Here is a 20,317-nt window from a genome sequence, read left to right as displayed (position 1 = left end):
GTCTCACCTTCCCTTTCCTGATCAGTGACTGCCGGCGCTCGTTCGATGCGCACGGCGCGTGCGGGCCGGGAAGAGCCGCTCCAGCTCGGTGTGGAAGCCGGGGAAGGTCTTGCCGACGCACGACGGATCGTCCAGCGTGATGCCGGGGACGCGCAGTCCGAGGACCGAGAACGCCATCGCGATCCGGTGGTCGCGGCGGCAGGCGATCCGGGCGGCCGTGGGGCGGCCCGGATGGACGGTGAGCCGGTCCGGACCGGACTCGGTACGGATCCCGCAGGCCCGCAGGTTCTCCTCGACCGCGGCGATCCGGTCGGACTCCTTCAGCCGCGCGTGCCCGATGCCGCGCACCGTGATGGGTGCGTCGGCGAGCGGGGCCACCGCCGCCAGCGTCATGAAGGTGTCGGAGATGTCGCCCATGTCGATGTCGAAGCCGCCGCGCAGCGGACCGGTACCGGTGACGGTCGTCGCCCGGTCGGTGATCTCCACGCGGGCGCCCGCCCGGGCCAGGACCCGGACGAAGCCGAGGTCGCCCTGGACGCTGCCCGTGCCGAGTCCCGGCACGGTGATGCCGCGCCCCGTGACGGCGGCCGCGGCGAAGGCGTACGACGCGGTGGAGGCGTCCGGCTCGATGTCCAGGTCGGCGGCCCGGTAGCCGCCGGGCAGCACCTGGATCGTCCCGTCCCCGAACTCGCCGGAGCCGTCGAACTCATCGACGTAAGCTCCGAATTGCCGCATCAGCGCCTGGGTCATCGTGATGTACGGCCGGCTCACCAGCCCGGCGCCCCGTACGACCAGCGGCGTGCGCATCAGCGGACCGGCCATCAGCAGGCCGGTGAGGTACTGGCTGCTGAGTGAGGCGTCCACGGTCAGCTCGCCGCCGGCCAGACCCCGGGCCGCGACCGTCAGCGGCAGTCCGCCGACCGGCTCCGTCACCCGGGCGTCCGCGCCGAGCCCGGCCAGCGCGTCGGCCAGCGGCCGCAGCGGCCGGGCCCGCAGCTGCTCGGTCCCGGCGAAGGCGAACTCGCCCTCGCCGGCCGCCGCGAAGGGCGGCAGGAACCGGGCCGCCGTACCCGCGTCCTCACACCACACGGAGCCGCCCCCGCGCGGGGCGCCGCCCGTTCCGGTCACCTTCCAGGCGCCGTGCTCCACCGTCTCGATGCGCACTCCGAGCCCGGTCAGGGCCTCCCTGAAGGCGAGCGTGTCCTCGCTGACCAGCGGAGCCCGCAGCAGCGAGACACCCTCGGCCGCGGCGGCCAGCAGCAGCGCCCGGTTGGTGATGCTCTTGGAGCCCGGGATCCGGGCGATCAGCGCCGGCTCGCTCACCGCGTGCCCCGCTGCGCCGCGACGCGGGCCAGGCTGGCCCGGGCGGTGGCGGCCACGTTGAGGGCGGTGAAGCCGTGGCGCTCGTACAGCGTGGTGTACGGAGCGCTGGCGCCGAACTGGTCGAGCCCCACCGGGATCCCGGCGTCGCCGAGGAGCTGGTACCAGCCGAGCGCGGATCCCGCCTCGACGGAGACCCGGGCCCGCACGGCGCCGGGCAGGACCTGCTCGCGGTACTCGGGGGTCTGCTCCTGGAACCATTCCAGGCACGGCATCGACACGACCCGGGTGGCGACGCCCTCGCGCTCGAGGACGGCGCGGGCGTCCAGCGCGATGTGCACCTCGCTGCCCGTGGCGATCAGCACCACGTCGGGGGCGCCGCCGGCCGCCTCGGCCAGGACGTAGCCGCCGCGTGCGGTGCCCTCGGCCGATTCCACACCGGAAGCGGCGGAGCGGTCGAGGACCGGCAGGTTCTGCCGGGACAGGCACAGGCCGGCGGGCCGGTCGTCGTTCTCGAGTACGGTGCGCCAGGCGACGGCCGTCTCGTTGGCGTCGGCCGGGCGTACGACGTCGAGGCCGGGGATGGCGCGCAGCGACCAGAGGTGCTCGATGGGCTGGTGGGTGGGTCCGTCCTCGCCGAGCCCGATGGAGTCGTGGGTCCAGACGTAGGTGACGGGCAGCTTCATCATGGCCGCGAGACGGACCGCGGGGCGCATGTAGTCGGAGAAGACGAGGAAGGTGCCGCCGTAGGGGCGGGTCCCGCCGTGCAGGGCGATGCCGTTGAGGACGGCGCCCATGGCGTGCTCGCGGATGCCGAAGTGCAGGGTCCGGCCGTACTGGTGCCCGGCGTAGGCCTCGGTGGCCAGTTCCTCGGGGATGAAGGAGGGCTCGCCCTTCATGGTGGTGAGGTTGGACTCGGCGAGGTCGGCGGAGCCGCCCCACAGTTCGGGCAGCGCCGCCGCCAGCGCGCTCAGCACCTCGCCCGACGCCTTGCGGGTGGCGATCTGCGCGCCCGCCTCGAAGACGGGCAGCGCGTCCGTCCACCCCGCGGGCAGTTCGCGCACGCTGATCCGGTCGAACTCGGCCGCCCGCTCGGGGGCGCCGGCGCGCCAGTCCGCGTACCGCTTCGCCCAGGCCTTCACGTCGGCGCGGGCCCGTTCGCCGATCTGCCGGGCGTGCGCGAGCACCTCGTCCGGTACCTCGAAGGAGCGCTCGGGGTCCAAGCCCATGGCCGCCTTGGTGGCCGCGGCCTCGGCCGCACCGAGCGCCGACCCGTGGATCTTTCCGCTGTTCTGCTTGCCCGGCGACGGCCAGCCGATGATGGTGCGCAGCGCGACGAGCGAGGGCCGGCCGGTCTCCTCACGGGCGGCCGACAGGGCCTCGTACAGGGCGGCCATGTCCTCCACGTACGCCCCCGTCACGGTCCAGTCGACCTGCTGGACGTGCCAGCCGTAGCTGCGGTAGCGCGCGGGCACGTCCTCGGAGACCGCGATCAGCGTGTCGTCCTCGATGGAGATGCGGTTGTCGTCCCAGAGCACGACCAGGTTGCCCAGCCGCTGATGGCCCGCGAGGGAACCCGCCTCGTGGCTGATGCCCTCCTCCAGGTCTCCGTCGGAGACGAACGCCCAGACGGTGTGGTCGAAGGGGCTCTCGCCCGGGGCGGCGTCCGGATCGAACAGACCGCGCTCGCGGCGGGCCGCCATCGCCATCCCGACCGCGTTGCCCAGGCCCTGGCCGAGCGGGCCGGTCGTGGTCTCGACGCCGGGGGTGTGCCCGTACTCGGGGTGCGCCGGGGTCAGACTGCCCTCGGTGCGCAGCGCCTTGAGGTCGTCGAGTTCCAGGCCGTAGCCGGAGAGGTAGAGCTGGGTGTACAGGGTCAGGCTGGAGTGCCCGCAGGAGAGTACGAAGCGGTCGCGCCCGGCCCACTGGGGGTCGGCCGGGTTGTGCCGCAGCAGCTTCTGGAACAGCAGGTAGGCGGCCGGCGCCAGGCTCATGGCGGTACCCGGGTGGCCGTGGCCCGCGGCCTCCACGGCGTCGATCGCCAGCGCGCGGGCGGTGTCGACGGCGCGCCGGTCCAGGTCGCTCCACTCGAAGGTACGGGGGGACCTGTGCTGGGGGCTGCTCGTCATGGTGCTCGGGACTCCTCTGCTCGGCCGGGCCGCGGGGCTCGACTGGGTACTGGTCACACGCTGGTCTTGCGGTCGAGTACGAGGTCGTGCCCGACGATGTACGCGGCCGCGTCGGAGGCGAGCCAGACGACGGTGTCGGCGATCTCCTCGGGGCTGCCTCCCCGGCCGAGCGGGCAGGGGCTGATGGCGTTGATCCGGATGGCCTTGCCGAAGTACTCCTTGGCCGCGGTCCGGGTGAGCGCGCTGACCGCCGCCGTCGACGCGGCGTACGCGCCCAGGCCCGGGAGCATCCCCTGGGATCCGATGTTGCTGGCCGTGTTGACGATGACCCCGCCGCCGGCCCGTTCCATGTGGGCGATCTCGTGCTTCATGGACAGCCAGACGCCGGTCAGGTTGGCCGTCAGGCTCTGCGCCCAGGCGGCCTCGCTGATGTCGGCGACGTGCTGGTGCGGGCCGAGCTCCGTGGTGTTGTTGAAGGCCACGTGCAGTGCCCCGTGGCGGTGTACGGTCTCGGAGACGATGTGGGCGGCGCCGGCGTCGGCGCCTTCCGTGGCGTCCGAGACCTCGCCGACCACGCTGTCGGCCCGGCCGCCTTCGTCGTGGATCAGCTTGACCGTCGCGTCGAGCGTCTCCTGGTGTCGGCCGGCGACCACCACCAGGGCTCCGAGCCGGGCGAAGGCCACCGCCGCTGCCCGGCCGATGCCTTCGCCACCTCCGGTCACGAGGACGACCCGGCCGTCGAACCGTTCAGACATCAGTGTTCTCCTGATTCTCCGCAGGGACTCCGAGAAGGCGCCGGCTCGCGCCGAGCGCATTCGACCAGCGGCCACCTTGCAAGGAAACGGGCCTGACCGGGCAGTGCACTTGGGGCACTTCGTCAGGTCCTGGATCCATCTGACGGACTGCGCGGCCCCCCTTTGACACCCCGGCCGGGCGGGCGGAGGCTGCACGCCGGTAAGCGACCGAAAGGGAGATCAATGCTGACGCTTTCGTGGACCCGTCCGGTCGTCGACGCAGGTCAGGAAGGTCATGGCGGTCCCACCCGGGAGAAGCTGTGGCAGGCCCTGCTGCACAAGGCGGAGCATCCGACGGACTATGTGCCCGCCATCGCGGAATGCCGGATCCACGATCGGTACGCGGACGGACTCCTCCGGGAGATCCGGCGCGGACAGCACACGTTCCTCCAGCGGGTCACCGCCCAGGAGAGCGCCGGACGCATCGTCTACCGGTACCTGGACCACACCGACATCACGGAGATACGCAACGAGATCGGCGAGGACGGGGAGGGGCGGCTCACCCTCACGCTGAGCATCACCCTGACCGAGGACAGGACGGCCGCGGTCCTGGAGCAGAACCCGTATCTGCGGCACCTGGACGACGACTTCCACGGCACGCTGGACGCCATGACGGCCGTTCTGCGCCAGGTCTCCACGGAGCCCGGGACGACGGGGACGCGAACGGCCCCTCCCGACCCGAACGGGTCGTGAGGGGCCGTTTCGCCGCCGCCCTCGGTACGGGCCCCGGACTCCGACCAGGCCTCGGACCAGTCCTCAGATCAGGCCCAGGCCCGGCAGCCCGGGCAGCGTGTGCACGCCCTCGACCGTCGCCTCGACGTCGAACACCGTGTACTGCACCGGTGCCCGCCCGATGAGCTCCGCCGCCCGCGGGGCGAGCGGCCGGGCCGCTGCCTCCGCGGACTCCCAGAGCAGCACCGCGCCCCAGCGCTCGGTCCCCGGATCCGCGATCCAGAACTTCAGCCGCAGACCCTCGACCGACGCGAACCGGTCGACCGCCTCGTCACGCAGGTACGACCGCATCGACTCGATGCTGTGCCCCGAGCCGGCCAGATCCCACCAGGCCACCGTCGCCTTCATACGAGCTGCTCCTGCAGCAGTCCGGCCAGGGCCTCGCCGACGATGCGGACGCCGTCCTCCGTGAGCACCGACTCGGCGTGGAACTGCATCGACCGGAAGCCGGGCCCGCGCAGCGCGTGCACCTCGCCGGTCCCCGCCTCCCGGCACACCTGGACCGTGCCGAGGCCGGGCACCTCGGCCGTGTCCGAGGCGCTCTGCGCCGCGAAGGTGTTGTAGAAGCCGACGCGCTCGCGCCGCCCGAACAGCTCGATCTCCCGCTGCACCCCCTGGTTGGGCTGCTCCCTGCGCCGCAGGCCGAAACCGAGCTTGGTGCTGAGCACCTGGTGGCTGAGGCAGACGGCGAGGAACGGGCGCCGCTCCGTGAGGAGGGTGTCGACCGCGGCCCGCAGGTGCGCGATCTTCGGGTGGTCCACCTCCCGCGGGTCGCCCGGTCCCGGCCCCATGACCACGAGGTCGTACGGGGCGAAGTCGTAGGGCTCGTCGAAGCGGCTGACGGTGACCTCCGCGTCGAGGGCCCGCAGTTGGTGCCCGATCATCGCGGTGAAGGTGTCCTCCGCGTCGACCACCAGCACCTTGCGGCCCGCGAGCAGCGCGACCGGCCGGGCGCGGTCGGCCTCGTCGTCCAGCCAGAAACCGGCGATCGTGTCGTTGCGCCGGCTGAGCGCCGCCCGTACCTCGGGGTGGTCGCCGAACCTGCTCGGTCCGGGCTCCTCGAACACGGCCAGCAGACCGGAGGCCTTGGCGCGGGTCTCGGCGACCTCGGACAGCGGGTCGGAGTGGCGCACGAGCGTGGCGCCGACGCCGATCCGCATCCGCCCCCCGTCGTCGATGTCGGCGGTCCGGATGAGGATCGCCGAGTCCAGCGTGCGCTCGCTGTTCTCGTCCTGGCCGATGAGGGCCAGCACGCCGCTGTAGTAGCCGCGTCCCTGCGGCTCGTACTTCTTGATGACCCGGCCCGCGCTCTCCAGCGGGGACCCGGTGACCGTCGGCGCGAACAGCGTCTCGTGGAGGATCTCGCGCGGGTCGCGGGAGGTGCGGCCCTCGATGAAGTACTCGGTGTGCGCGAGCCGGGCCATCTCCTTCAGATAGGGCCCGACGACCCGGCCGCCCGAATCGCAGATCCGGGCCATCATCTTGAGTTCCTCGTCGACGACCATGTACAGCTCGTCGGCCTCCTTGCGGTCGGCGAGGAAGTCCATGACGCCGCGCAGTTCGGGGCCCGAGGCGGGGAAGCGGTAGGTGCCGCTGATGGGGTTCATCACGGCCCGGCCGCCCGCCACGCTCATGTGGCGCTCGGGAGAGGCGCCGACGAGGGTGCGGTCGCCGGTGTGCACGACGAAGGTCCAGTACGCGCCGGTCTCCCGCTCCAGCAGCCGGCGGAAGATCCGCAGCGCCGTGGCGACGGAGTAGTCGCCGACGTCGGCCACGAACGAGCGCTTCAGCACGAAGTTGGCGCCCTCGCCGGTGCCGATCTCGTCCGCGATGACACGGCGGACCGTTTCGGCGTACGTGTCGTCGTCGATGTCGAAGTCGCCGCCGGGTACGAGGTGGACGGGTCCGTCGGGGATCTGCCGCAGCACGGCGTCGAGCGGCACCTGCGTCTGCTCGTCGATCACCATGGCGAGCAGCGGGGTGCTGTCGTCCGGTGCCTCGAAGCCGCGCTCGGCGAGCTGCCGGTACGGGATCAGGGTGAGTACGTCCTGACGCGCGCCACCGCCCTCCACCACCTCGCCGAGGGGTACGTCGGCCAGTGTCGCGGCCTCGGTGAACGACCCGAGGAACAGGTCGAGCCGACCGGTGGGAACGGTCTCCGGGCGGTGGATCAGCGCGAAGGCCGGCGGCCGGTCGCCCAGGATCCGGCCCAGCTGGTCCTCGGTCATGCCGAAACCCTTTCCGCGTACGCGTCCACCCGGTCCGGGAGGGCCGTGAGGAGCTGCTTCGTGGTGGTCAGGGCGGCGCACCGGCCGGCCGCGTACTCCAGCGTCATCCGGTGCTCCGCCCAGCTGAAGTCGGCGATGGCATCGGCGACCAGGAAGGGCTGGATGTCGTTGGTGAAGGCCTCCACCGCCGTCATCAGGACGCCCACGTGGGCGTACACGCCGCAGATGATCAGCTGGTCGCGGCCCTGTGCGCGCATCCGCTCCAGCAGATCGGTCTTGAAGAAGGCGCTGTAGCGCCACTTGGTGAGCATCCAGTCCCCGGCGGCCGGCGCCACCGGGTCCACGACCTGGCGGTGTTCGGGGCTCGGCCGCATGCCCGGGCCCCAGAAGTCCGCGAGCAGGCCGCGCTCCTGGGGGGTCATGCCGCCGGGCTGCGCCGTGTAGGCGACCGGAATGCCGAGCGCCGCCGCGCGTACGCGCAGTTCTCCGGCGTTGCGGGTCAGGTCCACGACGGGCTGTTCACCCGCGGGGAAGGCGGTCAGGAAGTACTTCTGCAGGTCGTGCACCAGCAGTACGGCGCGGTCCGGGTCGACTTCCCAGTCGACGGCGGTGGCGGGCAGGTCGGCTGCCGAGGGCATCGGATACGGGCTGATCGCAGGTATGCCTGCCATACGTTTCTCCCTCTCGTTCACGGTCTCGTTGACGGTTGGTCGACTGGTCACACCGGTCTCAGGCACCGAGGGCCGCACCGCCGTCCACGGTGAGGTCGTGCATCGTGATGTGCGCGGCCTTGTCGGAGAGCAGGAAGACGACCGCCTCGGCGACGTCCTCAGGGCGGGCGATCTTGCCGAGCGGGATGCCGACGCGGTAGGAGCCCGGCACCCCTTCGATGGAGGCCTTCGCACTGCTCTCGTCCTGCCACATCGAGGTGAGCATCGGGGTGTCCGTGGATCCCGGCGCCACGATGTTGGCGCGGATCCCGAACTTGGCGACCTCCAGGCCCAGACACTTGGTGAACATGGTCGCGGCCGCCTTCGAAGCGGCGTACGCGGCCATCTCCGTCCGTGCGGTGCCCGCGGAGTTGGAGGCGATCGTGACGATCGCCCCGCGTCCGCGCGGCACCATGCGGTTGACGACGGAGCGCGACACGAGGAACACGCCCGTGGTGTTGACCGCGAACGTCGTGCTCCACTCCTGGTCGGTGAGGGCACGGGCCTCGGCGAGCCGGAGCACTCCGGCGGCGTTGACGAGGAAGTCGAGGGGGCCCACGAGCGCCTCCACGTCGTCCACCAGCGCCTCGACGTCCGCGCTGGAGGTGACGTCGCCCGGGAACGCTTCGACGCGGCCTCCTTCCTCGGTCACCGACTTGGCCAGGTCGCGCAGCCGGGTCGCGTCCATGTCGACCGCGGCCACCCGGACGCCCAGGGCGGCCAGTGCGCGGACAATGGCCGCGCCTATACCGCCGGCCGCTCCGGTGACGAGAGCGATTTTTCCTTCCATGACGGGAACGCCTCTCTCTATTTCAGTCTCAGCCGCGCCAGGCGGATACGACTTCGACAGCCTGGTCGGAATTGAGGCGCGGGTCGCAGAACGAGGTGTACTTCTCGCCCAGCTCGCTGACGTGGTATTCGTCGCGCACGCATTCGTGCACGGCGTCGGGAGTGGTTTCCAGATGAAGTCCGGCCGCGACTCCGCCGTTGTCGACGACGGCCGCCTGGAATTCCTCGACCTCGCGCACGACGACCGTGGTGTAGCGGGTCTTGTAGCCGCCGGGCGCACTGACGGTGTTTCCGTGCATGGGGTCGCACATCCAGAGCACGGGGTGCCCGGCCTCGCGGACCGCGCGGACCAGTTCCGGCAGCTTTTCGGCAGCCGTGCCCGCCCCCATCCGGGAAATCAGCGTCAGCCGTCCCGGCTCGCGCTGCGGGTCGAGGCGGCCGCACAGCTCGACCAGCTCGGCCGGGGTCATCTTCGGGCCGACCTTGGTGGCGACGGGGTTGGAGATGGACGCGAACAGCTCGACGTGGGCGCCGTCCAGCTCGCGCGTGCGCTCGCCGATCCAGGGCCAGTGCGTCGAGGTGAGCAGCACCGAGCCGTCGGGCTGGGTGCGCAGCATCGGGACCTCGTAGTCCAGCAGCAGGGCCTCGTGGCTGGTCCACACCGGGGCCTCGGCCACGGAGGGCCGCCGCTCGCCGTGCCAGCCCAGCGTCCGCATGGCGCCGGCGGCCGCACGGTAGCCGGTGACCAGCCGCTGCGGGTCGGGCCGGCGCAGCTCGGCGTCGGGTTCCGGGCTGTTGACCATGTGACCGCGGTACACCGGGAGTTCGACGCCCTGGACGATCTCGGTGTTGTTGGACCGGGGCTTGCCGAACTGCCCCGCGAGCCGGCCCACCCGCAGGACGGGCTTGAGCGAGCGCGTCTTCATGACGCCGGCCAGCACGTCCAGGAGCGCCGCCTTGCGGGCCACGTATCCGGGGGAGCACTCGGCGGGGTCCTCGGCGCAGTCCCCGCCCTGGACGATCTGCACCTCGCCCCGCGAGGCCGCGGCCAGCAGGACCCGCAGGGTCTCGACGTCCTCCGCGCGAACAAGAGCGGCCGAGTCCTCGATTTCGGCCCTCGCATTCGCCAGGGCGTCTTCGTCTGGCCAAACGGGCTGCTGGCCCGCCGGCGCTGATTTCAAGCGCGCGACACCGTACATGTGGCACCTCCCGGTACTGAACCTGCCGTGACATCGGATGCAGCCAGAAGCCTGCGAAGAAAAGAATGAGTCAACCACCAGAGATTCACCGATTCGTCAGGTGGCTACATTTTCGGTCACGTCGGCGCGTCGGCCCGGAATTCGACATGACGCATTACCCGGATCCATGGGATCGACGGGCGGTGCACACATTAAAGTCCGCGCGCGTCAGGGGGTCTCAGGCGGTGATCCGCACGCACCTGACACAGAGCCGACCATTCAGGGACGGCTCAAGTCGTGGACACCTAAGGTCGGGACCGTGGTGAGTCAAGAAGCGCGAGACCTGCTGAAACAACTGGCGTCCGAAGGCGTCTCACCGTGGCTGAGTGCGCACGGCCCCGAGGAGTTCGAGACGAGCGTCCGGCATCCGGTGCTGGGCACCCATTTCCACAACGCCCTGGTGCCCCCGGGCAGTACCCTCGCGCTGCTCCAGCGGGCCTGCGACCTGCTGCGGCCCGTGTTCGAGGCGACCGACGGCGCCGTCGGCCACGTCTCCGTCCCGGTGTCCCCCCGGTGGGCCCACGACGCGCACGCGCTGCGGTCCGCGGCCCGCGCCCTGCACCGGCAACTGGCGCGCCCCAACGTGCTCGTACGGATCCCCGCGACCCCGGCGGGGCTGGAGACCATGGCCGACTGCCTGGCCGAGGGCATCGGGGTGCACGCCTCGATGGTCTTCTCGGCCGGGCGGTACGCCGAGGTGCTCGATGCCTACGTCGACGGGCTGGAGCGTTCGCTCGCGTCCGGCCGGTCGCTGGACGACGCCCTGATGGTGGCCTCGTTCCCGGTGGGGGTGTTCGACGCGGAGGTCGAGTCCCGGCTGGACGGGCTGGGGGTCGACCCGGGCCACGAGGTCCGGGGCGCGGCGGGTCTGGCCGTCGCCCGCACGCTGTACCGGCTCCGGGAGGACCGGCTGTCCGGGGGCTGGTGGCGGGTGCTGCGGGCCAACGGGGCACCGCAGCCACGGCTGTTGTGGACCACCGGGGGCACCGACGTGGGCGCGCTCATCGGCTGGAACACGGCGCTCGCGCTGTCGGTGGACACCCTGGAGGAGGCGGCGCGCCGGCCGAACCTGAGCGGGGACACCCTGCTCACGAGGAAGGACGAGGGAAAGGGCGCGCTGGGCGCGCTGGAGCGGCTCGGTGTCTCCCCCTCCCGGGTCGCGGCCGAGCTGGAGACGGCGGAACTCGCCCGCCTCCAGCACGACTGGGACGTCAGGACCGGATCGTCTGCCGCTGCCTCTCCGGGAAACGGGCCTGCGTCAGTGCCAGGAACGGGGCAGCCTTGACCGCCGTCTCCTCGTACTCCGTGTGCGGGTCGGACAGGGCCACCACGGCCCCTCCGACTCCGTACCGGACCCGGTCCGGCGTGATCGTCGCGGTACGGATCACGATGCTCAGATCGGCGGCGCCGGAGAGCGAGAAGTAGCCGATGGCTCCGGAGTACACCCCGCGCGGGCCCGCCTCCAGACGGTCGATGATCTGCATGGTGCGGATCTTGGGAGCGCCGGTCATCGAGCCGCCGGGGAACGCGGCGCGCACACAGTCCAGCGCGCTCAACTCCGGCCGCTTCCACGCCCGTACGGTGCTCACCAGCTGATGGACCGTGGCGTAGCGCTCCACCCGGAAGAGGTCTTCGGCCTCGACCGAGCCCGGCAGCGCGCAGCGGCCGAGGTCGTTGCGGACCAGGTCGACGATCATCAGGTTCTCCGAGCGGTCCTTCTCGTCGCTCAGCAGGTCCGCCACCAGGGCTGCGTCCTCCTCGGGAGTGGCACCGCGCGGGCGGGTGCCCTTGATGGGCGAGGACTCCATCAGCCCGTCGCGGGAGACCCGCAGGAACCGCTCGGGCGAGCTGCTGAGCACCGACAGCTCACCGAACTGGAGGAGGGCGGCGAACGGCGCGGGGCTGGTGCGCCGCATCGCGCGGTACGCGGTCCAGGGGTCGACGGTGGTGTCGGACTCCGCCATGTTGGTCAGGCAGACCTCGTAGGTCTCCCCCGCGGTGATCTCCTCCAGGCAGGTGTCGATGAGGTCCAGGTAGGCGGCGCGGTCGTGGCGCAGCCGGATCTCACCGCCCGATCCGGCGGTCTCGGGGGCCGGCAGCCGCAGGCCCGCGAGGCGCGCGAGGCGCTCCTCGGTCCCGGTCAGCCAGTGCCGGGCCTCGGCGTCGTCCCCCTCCGCGAGCGCGAGGAGATGGGTGGTGTTCGTGACGTGGTCGAAGACCAGGGCCCGGTCGGCGAAGACCATCGTGGCGTCGGCCACGGGCGAGCGGTGCACGAGATCGCCGCCGCACTCGGCCTTCAGCTCGTAGCCGAGGTAGCCGACCCAGCCGAGGGCGAAGTCGAAGGGCAACTCCTCGTCCCCGGTGGGGAGCTCGGTACGGATCGAGCGCAGGTCCCGGTCGAGCCACTCCATGAAGGGGCCCGCGACGAGTCCGCCGTCGCCGCCCCGCGACTCCACGGTGACGACCCTGCTCCACACGTCGGCCGTGGCCACCCGGGCGAGCGGGCCGGTGGCGTCGCCCATGACGGAGAACCGGCCGCGATCGGCTCCGGGCCGGCTGCTGTCCAGCCAGTAGGCGTGGTCGTTGCCCCGGAAGAGCCGGTCGTAGACGGCCTCGGTGTCCCAGTCGGTGGTCACGCGGCTGGTGAGCAGCCTGAGCTCACGGGTCGGCGCGGGCTCGGACGGTGCAGCGGGCACGGGCGCAGGCGTAGGCGCGAGTACGGGCGGCGCGGGTACCGGCGCGGGTGCGGGCACCGCGCGGTGTGCTCCGTACGTCCTGCTCAACCGGGCGAAATTCGCCAGCAGTTCCTTGCCGTACTCACTGCAGATCGACTCGGGGTGGAACTGCACGCCCCACATCGGGCGCGTACGGTGCCGCAGCCCCATCAGTATTCCGTCCGGAGTCCATGCGGTGGCCTCCAGCTCGTCGGGCAGGTCGGTCACGGCGAGCGAGTGATACCGCACCACCTCCATCGGCGAGGGCAGTCCGGCGAACAGGCCGGTGCCTTCGTGGAGGACGGGCGAGGTGCGCCCGTGGCGCGGCTGCGGCGCGCGGTCCACGGTGGCGCCGTGCATCAGGCCGATCCCCTGGTGTCCGAGGCAGATGCCCAGCAGCGGCAGGTCAGTCCGCTGGATGGTCTCTGCGCAGATACCGAAGTCGGCGGTCCGGCCGGGGGTTCCCGGCCCCGGCGAGACGACGATGTTGTCGAAGGCGGCCAGGTGAGCGGGCCTCCAGTGCGGATCGTCGTTGCGGACGACTTCCGGCTCCGTGCCGTTAACCTCGGTCAGAAGGTGGAACAGGTTGTACGTAAAAGAGTCGTAGTTGTCGATGAGTAGCGTGCGCACGATGAAACTCCCCCGGTATTGATTCAGACTCCGAGCGGCAGGATCTCGAGCAGCATGTGCTCGACCATGTCTTCGCCGTACTCGCCCTCGCGGACCCGCTGCCCCGCCACCAGGCGCAGCTCGCGCCCGCAGTCGGCGGCGATCTCGTGCAGCGCGGCCAGGTCGCCGCGGTCGCTGAAGTGCAGCAGCACGGATCCGCCCGCGGTGGTCCAGAGCACGGACTGCTCCAGGAACCTGCGGTGCGTCTGGTAACCAGTGTCCACGTACGCCCGCTCGTGCACCGACTTGTACTCGTAACTCTCGGGGCCCATCACGTAGTTGGAGCTCCAGAAGACGATGTCGAACCGCTCGTCCTCGCCCAGCCCCGAGAACAGATCGCTGTGCACGGCCCGCAGACGGTCGGTCACCCCGTGTCTGTCCGCGTTGACGTGCGCGTTCTCCACGGCGGAGGGGCTGATGTCGGCCGCCACCACCCGGTCGTAGCCCGCCAGCGCGCTCATCACGGCCACGACCCCGGTGCCGCAGCCGATCTCCAGGAACGAACCCGAACGCGGGGTCTCCTGCGGGTGGCCGAGTCCCAGGAGTTCCAGGGCGATCCCGGTGGAGGGGGAGTAGACGGGGGCGAAGACCTCGTCGAACAGGTCCCAGTTCCGGCCGGCCAGCGTGAACTCCCGGGGACGGTCCTCCCGGGTCAGGGACAGGTGACTGCGCAGCAGGGACCGCTCGAAGCTCTTGAGCCGGGTCGCATCGTGGATCTGTGACACCTGAGACATGGGGGAACTTCTCCAACATCGGCAGTCGTGGTCGCGCTGGTGACGGCACCGGAGCGCTCGGTGATCACCCTGCCGTCGTGGCAGTGCCTGCCAGAAGGTGTCCAGGTGACAGCATCGGTCATGGGGAGTGGTGGCCCGATCACCCTCCGCGTCTCTGACCTCGCCGAACGCCCGCGAGATTCTTGACCAGATCTTGCCTAAAGGGCTACGTTCATGCAGGCCAGAGAGCGATTGGACCGTCAAAGGTCCGGTTGTGAACGGCTTGTGAACCGGGGGGCGGTATAGACGTGGTCGACCATGCCTACGAGATGCTGGAACTGCTGAACAGAGAGGCGCCGGCATCCGCATTCGATGACGCGGTACGAAAGGCGCGCGAATCCGGCATGTCCGGTGCCGCGCTCGCCCAGTTGACCAGGGCGAGGGACCAAAGCCTTGGAGTACGGGCCCTTTTCGTCCGCCGCCAGCAGCGCGAAGCCGGCCTGGCCGCTCTCGTGGACACCGCGCGCGACCTGACCCTTCCGTACGACGTGGACGCCCTGCTCAAAGTCATCACGCGGCGGGCCCGGCTGCTGCTGGGGCTCGACATGGCCTGGGTCGCCCTCGACGACGCCGAGAGCGGGTGCTCCCTGGTGCGCTCGGCGGACGGCCACGCCTCGGCGCTGACCATCGGGTTCGCCGTCCCGCTGGACGGCGGCGTCGGCAAGCGGGCCGTCGACGGAGCCTCGCCGTTCTGGTCGGCCGACTACATGAACGACCAGAGCTTCCGGCACAGCAAGGTCATCGACGAAGTGGTGCAGGCCGAGGGCCTGCGCGCCGTCATGGCCATCCCGCTCCGGCACGAGGGCACCACGTGGGGCTCCCTGTACGTCGCGGACCGCAACATCCGGCACTTCACGCCCGACGAGACCTCCCTCATGAGCTCCCTCGCCGACCTCGCGACGGTCGCGATCGAGAAGGCCCGCCTGCTCGAGCAGACCCGGTACGAAGTCGTCGAGCTGGAACAGGGCACCTCCCGCGCCCTGGACTCCTCCACCACCGCCCGCCGGCTCCGGGAGACGCACGGCCGCCTGCTCGACCTCGTGCTGCGCGGCGACGGCCTCGGCAACCTGACCGCCGAGGCGGCCAAGGACCTCGGCGGCACCCTCCTCGTACGGGACTCGGCGGGACGGACCCTCGCCGGCCCGGGCGCCGGCCTCCCGGAACTGGACGAGGCCCTGGTCCGCACCGCCCTGCTCGACGCCCACACCGACCGACTGCCCCGGAACGCGGGCGACGGGGTGTGGGTCGCCTCGATCGCCGCGGGCGACGAGATGCTGGGCACGCTCGTCCTGGCCACCGACACCCCGGTCACCGACCACCGCCTCCAACTCCTCGCGCTCACCGCCCAGGTGACCGCCGTAGTCCTGCTGATGAACCAGGGCATGGCCGCCGCCGAAGGGCACATACGCGACGAGTTCTTCCACGACCTGCTGCGCGGCCCGTCGCTGTCGCCGGCGCTGATCGCGGAGCAGAGCCGCCGCCTCGGGCTCAACCTGGACGAACCCCACGTCGTCGTGATCGCCCGCCCCGAAGGGGGGATCCAGGGCCGAGTGGCCGCCTGGGCCGCCTCGTACTCCAACCGCCACCACGGCCTCAAGAGCGTGGACGGCGACCTCGTGGTGCTGCTGCTCCCCGGCACCGCGGCGGGCGACATCGCCAGGACGGCGGCCAAGGAGCTCTCCGCGGTGCTCGGCAAGCCGGTCACCGCCGGCTCGGCCGGGCCGACCGACACCCCGGCGGCGATCGTCCACCTGTACCAGGAGGCCCGGCGCTGCCTGGACGCGGTGACCGCACTCACCGGCATCGGCAGCAGCGCCTCCCCCGAGGAGCTGGGCTTCCTCGGTGTCCTGCTCTCCGAGAAGCCGGACATCGCCGGGTTCATCAACGACACCATCGGTCCGGTGCTCGACTACGACGACCAGCAGTACACCGAGCTGATCCGCACCATGGAGGCGTACTTCGCCTCGGCCAACAGCCCGTCTCGGGCGGCGGAGTCCCTGCACGTGCACCCCAACACCGTCTCCCGCAGGCTGGAGCGGATCACCGAGATCCTCGGCGAGGACTGGCAGAAGCCGACCCAGGCCCTCCAGGTGCAGCTCGCCCTCCAGCTGCAGCGCACCCGCAAGGCCCTCGACCAGGAGCGGCGGCGGCAGAACAGGCACGCCGTCGGCTGATCCCGGCGACATTCCCCGGACTGCCTAGTGCTCCGCGGCGCGCTGGGTGAGGACCCGGACCGCGTGCGCGGCGGAGGCCAGGGTGGTGTGCCGGTGCCAGCCTTCGAAGGAGCGGCCGCCGAAGTCGGTGAGCCCCACCTTCTGGGCGACGTTGGTGAAGTCGGCCTCGACCTGCCGCGCCCGCTTCGCCAGCCGCAGCAGCGCACCCGGGTGCGCCTGCGTCATGTCGGTGACCCAGCACTGGTCGGGCCAGCCGCGCGGATCGCTCCACTCGCCGAACAGCAGCTGCGGCCTGGGAGCGTTCGGCAGCTCCACGCGTACGGTGACCACCAGGCTGACGCGGGGCCGCCCGGTGGACGGGTCCCGCCAGCTCACCGGCCGGCGCAGGGTGCGCGCCATCAGGAGCAGCTGGTGCGCGGCGAGTTCGCGGTTGGCCGCGCCCGGCAGGACCGCGTCCACGCACCGGACGCGCAGGGAGCCGCGGGCCGGCGCGACGAAGTGCGTTCCGCTCGGCTCGAAGCGTCGTGCGACCGCCGCGGGATCGAGGTCGGGAACGTCGAGCAGCACGGGACGGGTCCGCCCCACCCAGCCCCGCAGTTCCTCCACGGCTCCGGCGACCAACTCCAGCGGGGTGGAGGCCAGTTCGGATTCACCGGCGTTCGGTGACAGCGGACCGATGCTGTCGCGCCACTTCCGGGAGAGGGTCAGGCGCCAGTTCACCGGGCAGCTCTGCTCCTCACCCACCGACCAGACCCCGTAGGCGGCCTGGCTGTTGACCATCTGCCCGAGCTCGGGCACGAACCGGCGGTCCACGCCCACCGACTCCGTGCCGGCCTTGGAAATCACCACCGGCTGCACCACCCAGGCCTGGGGCGGCAGTGCCCGCTCCAGGTAGCGGGCCAGCGCGGCCCGTACCCGGCCCCAGTCCCAGGTGGAGGAGACGACGAAGTGGTGCAGGCTCTGTTCGGCCGCCCGGTCCCCGACGTACGCGGCGATGTTCCGGATCGACTTGCGCCCCTCGGCCTGCAGCAGGCCGCGCAGGTACACCTCGCCCTTGCGCCGCTGGTCGCTGCGCGGCAGCGAGGCGAACAGCTCGGCACAGAGCTCGCCCACGACCAGGTCCGGTACGAACCGGCTGCTCAGCGTGGACAGGCGTTCAAGACTCGTGACGGTCATTGCGGATCCATCCCTTCCCCCGTGTTCTCCGACGCTCCTCAACCCTGCGGTGGGGAGCGGTCCGAGAACCAGGTGGACCCGTCACACACATTCGCCCGTGCGTGCAGGGCGGGCCATCAGACCGGCATGTGCCGCGTCGTCCCGCCGATCACCCGACGGGGTCCGCGACACGGACTTCGGCCGGGCCGGAGGGGGTCCGGCCCGGCAGGACCCGCCGGGACCGTCCGGCGGCGGCGCCCCATGGTGACCGGGCCACCGTCCACACCGCCCGGAAGGCCGCGGTGTGGTGGCCCCGTCACCCATCTCCAGGTCAGCCGGTGGCTCCGGCCGCTGCCTCCAGGACCAGGCGGATCTCCGTGACCTCGTAGCCGGCGCGGGTGAAGGCGGCGGCCATCGGGACGTTCACGGTGTCCGTGGTGGCGGTGATCCGGTCGGCTCCCTCGGAGGCGTGGAAGCGGGTGATCTCGGCGAGGATCTCGTCGATCAGGCCCTGGCCGCGCTGCTCGGGGACCACGCCGAGGTAGCCGACGTTGCGGTGGTACGGGGTCGCGGAGGGGATCGCCAGGCCGGCGAGGGTGCCGTCGGGCAGGTGGGCCAGGCGCCACCAGGAGCGCTCGCCGGGGCAGTCGGTGTAGAACTCGATGTCGTCGCGCGCCAGTTCCTCGGCGTCGATCGTGCGGAGCTCGTTCTGCGTGTGCAGGTCCAGGCTCCCGGACGAGAGGCGGACGAAGGCGTCGAGGAATTCCTCGTCGGTGCCTTCGCGGAAGACGAGGCGGCCGGTGGGCTCGGCGGTGCCGGCGGCCGGGGTCCACTCGAAGCGGAGCCGCTCGATCTCGCGGACCAGACCGGAGGCGGCGGCGGCCTTCTGGCGCCAGGCGACCGCGTCGGCCATGCCGTCCGGGGAGGTGCGCCAGTCGCGCGGCAGCGAGAGGTTGTACTCGGGGAGCTTGCCGAAGGCCTCGTGCCCGGCGGCGAGCAGCCCGGCGGCGACGGCGGCCGGGTCGGCCACGGAGCTCCGAACCTGGAGGCAGTCGAGCGCGTTCGGGCTCTCCTTGTCGGCGCGGCCCCACCACAGGGCGCGGGCCAGGATCTCGCCGTTCTCGTCCTCGGCGAACCAGGTCCACTCGGGGCGCATCTGGCCCGCGGCGAACTCTTCGCGGATCTTCTCGGGGGTGAGGGCGGGGACGGGGCCGTCGGCCGGGTAGGCCAGAGCGCGGTCCAGGTCGGTGGAGTCTGCTGTGGCAGCGCGGAAGTACATGGACCGATGGTCACATCGGATGAGGGTGTTCCCCAAGAGGTTTCTGCACGTCAGAGGCGGTGCAGGGACATTGCGGGGGTGGTTTTGCATGAAATCCCGGCCTCCGGGTGGGTACCCGGAGGCCGGTCCTCGGGGCCGTCAGGACCAGGTGATCAGACGGCGGGGGTGCTCCAGGACGGCGGCGATGTCCGCGAGGAAGCGGGAGCCGAGTTCGCCGTCGATGAGGCGGTGGTCGAAGGACAGCGCCAGGGTGGTGACGTGGCGGGCCTTGACCTTGCCCTTGTGGACCCACGGCTGGAGCTTGATCGCGCCGACCGCGAGGATCGCGGACTCTCCGGGGTTCAGGATGGGCGTACCGGTGTCGACGCCGAAGACGCCGACGTTGGTGATGGTGATCGTGCCCTGCTGCATGTCCGCCGGGGAGGTCTTGCCCTCGCGGGCCGTGGCGACCAGTCCGGACAGGGCCTGCGACAGCTCGCCGAGCGTCTTGGCGTGGGCGTCCTTGATGTTCGGGACGATCAGCCCGCGGGGCGTGGCCGCCGCGATGCCCAGGTTGACGTAGTGCTTGAGCACGATCTCCTGGGCCGCCTCGTCCCACGAGGCGTTGACGTCCGGGTTCCGGCGGATCGCCACGAGGACGGCCTTGGCGATCAGGAGCAGCGGGTTGATCCGGAGCCCCGCGAGGTCCGGGTCCTCCTTGAGCTCCTGGACCAGCTTCATCGTGCGGGTCACGTCGAAGGTGATGAACTCCGTGACGTGCGGCGCGGTGAAGGCGGAGCCGACCATGGCCTGGGCGGTGACCTTGCGGACGCCCTTGACCGGGATACGGGTCTCGCGGGCGGACCCGGACACCTCGGCCGGGGCCTGCGCCGGAGCCGGGGCCTGTACGGGAGCCGCCGGAGCGGCGGCCTGGGCCACCGGGACCGCCGGGGAAACGGCCTGCGGGGTGATGGCCGCGGCGGCCGCGGCGTGCACGTCCTCGCGGGTCACGACCCCGCCGTCGCCGGTGGGGACCACGACGGCCAGGTCGATGCCGAGGTCCTTGGCGAGCTTGCGCACGGGCGGCTTCGCCAGTGCCCTGCCCGCGCCGCCCTGGACGGGGACCGCCACGGGGGCGGCCGGAGCCGCCGGAGCGGGCGCGGCGTGGGCCACTCCGGTGCCGTTCTGCGCGGCGACCGCCGACTGCGGCGCGGCCTTGCGCGGGCGGCGCTTCGTGGAGGCGGTGGAGACTCCGTAGCCGACCAGGACGGGCTGGCGGGCGGCGGGGGCCTCGGGCTCCGCCTCGGCGGCGGCCACGGGAGCCGCCACGGGAGCGGCCACGGGGGCCGCCACCGGGGCTGCCGCCGCCGGGGCCTCGTCGGCCGGGCCGGTCCGGACCGAGATGATGACCTGGCCGACGTCGACCGTGACGCCCTCCTCGAAGAGGAGCGCGTGCACGACCCCGTCGAAGGGGATCGGCAGCTCGACGGCCGCCTTCGCCGTCTCCACCTCGCACACGACCTGGCCGTCGGTGACGGTGTCACCCGGCTGGACGTACCACTTGAGGATCTCGGCCTCGGTGAGGCCCTCGCCCACATCGGGCATCTTGAATTCGCGGATCGTCATCGCAGGGC

At 71.7% G+C, this 20,317-nt stretch carries 16 protein-coding genes; 3 read left to right on the top strand and 13 right to left on the bottom strand.

Annotated elements, in window-relative coordinates:
- Positions 1–21: 21 nt before the first annotated feature.
- Genes aroA through OG435_RS23550 form a run of 3 tightly spaced genes read right to left on the bottom strand, consistent with a single transcriptional unit; the run spans position 22 to position 4,204 of the window.
- The gene (gene aroA, locus OG435_RS23560) at positions 22–1,323 is read right to left on the bottom strand and encodes a 3-phosphoshikimate 1-carboxyvinyltransferase (RefSeq protein ID WP_266879440.1); all 1,302 of its coding nucleotides are present in this window, start codon (positions 1,321–1,323) and stop codon (positions 22–24) included.
- Positions 1,320–3,449, bottom strand: a complete 2,130-nt coding sequence (tkt, locus tag OG435_RS23555; RefSeq protein ID WP_266879438.1) for a transketolase — start codon at positions 3,447–3,449, stop codon at positions 1,320–1,322. The genes aroA and tkt overlap by 4 nt, the downstream gene beginning before the upstream one ends.
- Positions 3,450–3,502: 53 nt before the next feature.
- Complete coding sequence (locus OG435_RS23550; protein WP_266879436.1) at positions 3,503–4,204, bottom strand: SDR family NAD(P)-dependent oxidoreductase; 702 nt, start codon at positions 4,202–4,204, stop codon at positions 3,503–3,505.
- Between the two features lie 222 nt (positions 4,205–4,426).
- Between OG435_RS23550 and OG435_RS23545 the strand changes: the two genes are divergently transcribed.
- The gene (locus OG435_RS23545; protein ID WP_266879434.1) at positions 4,427–4,936 is read left to right on the top strand and encodes an AtaL-like protein; all 510 of its coding nucleotides are present in this window, start codon (positions 4,427–4,429) and stop codon (positions 4,934–4,936) included.
- A gap of 63 nt (positions 4,937–4,999) precedes the next feature.
- On the opposite strand, the gene OG435_RS23540 is transcribed toward OG435_RS23545, so the two are convergent.
- The 5 genes from OG435_RS23540 to OG435_RS23520 are packed head-to-tail and all read right to left on the bottom strand — an operon-like array spanning position 5,000 to position 9,901.
- Positions 5,000–5,323 carry a hypothetical protein gene (locus OG435_RS23540; protein WP_266879432.1) on the bottom strand — a complete coding sequence of 108 codons (324 nt, stop codon included), beginning with the start codon at positions 5,321–5,323 and terminating at the stop codon, positions 5,000–5,002.
- The gene (locus OG435_RS23535) at positions 5,320–7,203 is read right to left on the bottom strand and encodes an anthranilate synthase family protein (RefSeq protein WP_266879430.1); all 1,884 of its coding nucleotides are present in this window, start codon (positions 7,201–7,203) and stop codon (positions 5,320–5,322) included. Before OG435_RS23535 ends, OG435_RS23540 begins: the two co-directional genes overlap by 4 nt.
- The gene (locus OG435_RS23530) at positions 7,200–7,874 is read right to left on the bottom strand and encodes an isochorismatase family protein (protein ID WP_266879428.1); all 675 of its coding nucleotides are present in this window, start codon (positions 7,872–7,874) and stop codon (positions 7,200–7,202) included. The genes OG435_RS23535 and OG435_RS23530 overlap by 4 nt, the downstream gene beginning before the upstream one ends.
- Positions 7,875–7,932: 58 nt before the next feature.
- Positions 7,933–8,703, bottom strand: coding sequence for a 2,3-dihydro-2,3-dihydroxybenzoate dehydrogenase (locus OG435_RS23525; RefSeq protein ID WP_266879426.1), 771 nt, complete (start codon positions 8,701–8,703; stop codon positions 7,933–7,935).
- Between the two features lie 28 nt (positions 8,704–8,731).
- Complete coding sequence (locus tag OG435_RS23520) at positions 8,732–9,901, bottom strand: 3-deoxy-7-phosphoheptulonate synthase (protein WP_266879424.1); 1,170 nt, start codon at positions 9,899–9,901, stop codon at positions 8,732–8,734.
- A gap of 298 nt (positions 9,902–10,199) precedes the next feature.
- Between OG435_RS23520 and OG435_RS23515 the strand changes: the two genes are divergently transcribed.
- Entirely contained in the window at positions 10,200–11,225 is a 1,026-nt protein-coding gene (locus OG435_RS23515) for a transaldolase family protein (protein WP_266879422.1), read from the top strand.
- On the opposite strand, the gene pabB is transcribed toward OG435_RS23515, so the two are convergent.
- Positions 11,152–13,284 carry an aminodeoxychorismate synthase component I gene (pabB, locus tag OG435_RS23510; protein ID WP_266879420.1) on the bottom strand — a complete coding sequence of 711 codons (2,133 nt, stop codon included), beginning with the start codon at positions 13,282–13,284 and terminating at the stop codon, positions 11,152–11,154. The genes OG435_RS23515 and pabB overlap by 74 nt on opposite strands.
- A gap of 23 nt (positions 13,285–13,307) precedes the next feature.
- Positions 13,308–14,057, bottom strand: a complete 750-nt coding sequence (locus tag OG435_RS23505) for a class I SAM-dependent methyltransferase (RefSeq protein WP_266879418.1) — start codon at positions 14,055–14,057, stop codon at positions 13,308–13,310.
- Between the two features lie 287 nt (positions 14,058–14,344).
- On the opposite strand from OG435_RS23505, the gene OG435_RS23500 reads away from it, so the two are divergent.
- Positions 14,345–16,270 carry a helix-turn-helix domain-containing protein gene (locus OG435_RS23500; protein ID WP_266879416.1) on the top strand — a complete coding sequence of 642 codons (1,926 nt, stop codon included), beginning with the start codon at positions 14,345–14,347 and terminating at the stop codon, positions 16,268–16,270.
- Positions 16,271–16,294: 24 nt separating this feature from the next.
- Here the strand turns inward: OG435_RS23500 and OG435_RS23495 are convergent, their stop codons facing one another.
- The 3 genes from OG435_RS23495 to OG435_RS23485 all read right to left on the bottom strand — a co-directional run bounded on the left by OG435_RS23495 (position 16,295) and on the right by OG435_RS23485 (position 20,309).
- The gene (locus OG435_RS23495) at positions 16,295–17,446 is read right to left on the bottom strand and encodes an IS701 family transposase (protein ID WP_266879414.1); all 1,152 of its coding nucleotides are present in this window, start codon (positions 17,444–17,446) and stop codon (positions 16,295–16,297) included.
- Between the two features lie 310 nt (positions 17,447–17,756).
- Positions 17,757–18,704: a GNAT family N-acetyltransferase gene (locus tag OG435_RS23490; RefSeq protein ID WP_266879413.1), complete on the bottom strand. Its 948-nt coding sequence runs from the start codon at positions 18,702–18,704 to the stop codon at positions 17,757–17,759.
- 138 nt (positions 18,705–18,842) lie between these two features.
- Positions 18,843–20,309, bottom strand: a complete 1,467-nt coding sequence (locus OG435_RS23485) for a dihydrolipoamide acetyltransferase family protein (protein ID WP_266879411.1) — start codon at positions 20,307–20,309, stop codon at positions 18,843–18,845.
- Positions 20,310–20,317: the final 8 nt, after the last annotated feature.

The sequence above is a fragment of the Streptomyces sp. NBC_01264 genome, assembly GCF_026340675.1.
In the GTDB taxonomy this organism is placed as follows: Bacteria; Actinomycetota; Actinomycetes; order Streptomycetales; family Streptomycetaceae; genus Streptomyces.
The sequence above is the reverse complement of the archived record's forward strand: the minus strand, read 5'-3'. Positions and strand labels throughout refer to the sequence as shown.

Coding starts and splice junctions, on each gene's coding strand:
- OG435_RS23485 (WP_266879411.1), bottom strand. CDS start 20,309: ATGACGATCCGCGAATTCAAGATGCCCGATGTGGGCGAGGGCCTCACC.
- tkt (WP_266879438.1), bottom strand. CDS start 3,449: ATGACGAGCAGCCCCCAGCACAGGTCCCCCCGTACCTTCGAGTGGAGC.
- OG435_RS23550 (WP_266879436.1), bottom strand. CDS start 4,204: ATGTCTGAACGGTTCGACGGCCGGGTCGTCCTCGTGACCGGAGGTGGC.
- OG435_RS23525 (WP_266879426.1), bottom strand. CDS start 8,703: ATGGAAGGAAAAATCGCTCTCGTCACCGGAGCGGCCGGCGGTATAGGC.
- OG435_RS23530 (WP_266879428.1), bottom strand. CDS start 7,874: ATGGCAGGCATACCTGCGATCAGCCCGTATCCGATGCCCTCGGCAGCC.
- OG435_RS23540 (WP_266879432.1), bottom strand. CDS start 5,323: ATGAAGGCGACGGTGGCCTGGTGGGATCTGGCCGGCTCGGGGCACAGC.
- OG435_RS23545 (WP_266879434.1), top strand. CDS start 4,427: ATGCTGACGCTTTCGTGGACCCGTCCGGTCGTCGACGCAGGTCAGGAA.
- OG435_RS23490 (WP_266879413.1), bottom strand. CDS start 18,704: ATGTACTTCCGCGCTGCCACAGCAGACTCCACCGACCTGGACCGCGCT.
- OG435_RS23520 (WP_266879424.1), bottom strand. CDS start 9,901: ATGTACGGTGTCGCGCGCTTGAAATCAGCGCCGGCGGGCCAGCAGCCC.
- OG435_RS23535 (WP_266879430.1), bottom strand. CDS start 7,203: ATGACCGAGGACCAGCTGGGCCGGATCCTGGGCGACCGGCCGCCGGCC.
- OG435_RS23505 (WP_266879418.1), bottom strand. CDS start 14,057: ATGTCTCAGGTGTCACAGATCCACGATGCGACCCGGCTCAAGAGCTTC.
- OG435_RS23495 (WP_266879414.1), bottom strand. CDS start 17,446: ATGACCGTCACGAGTCTTGAACGCCTGTCCACGCTGAGCAGCCGGTTC.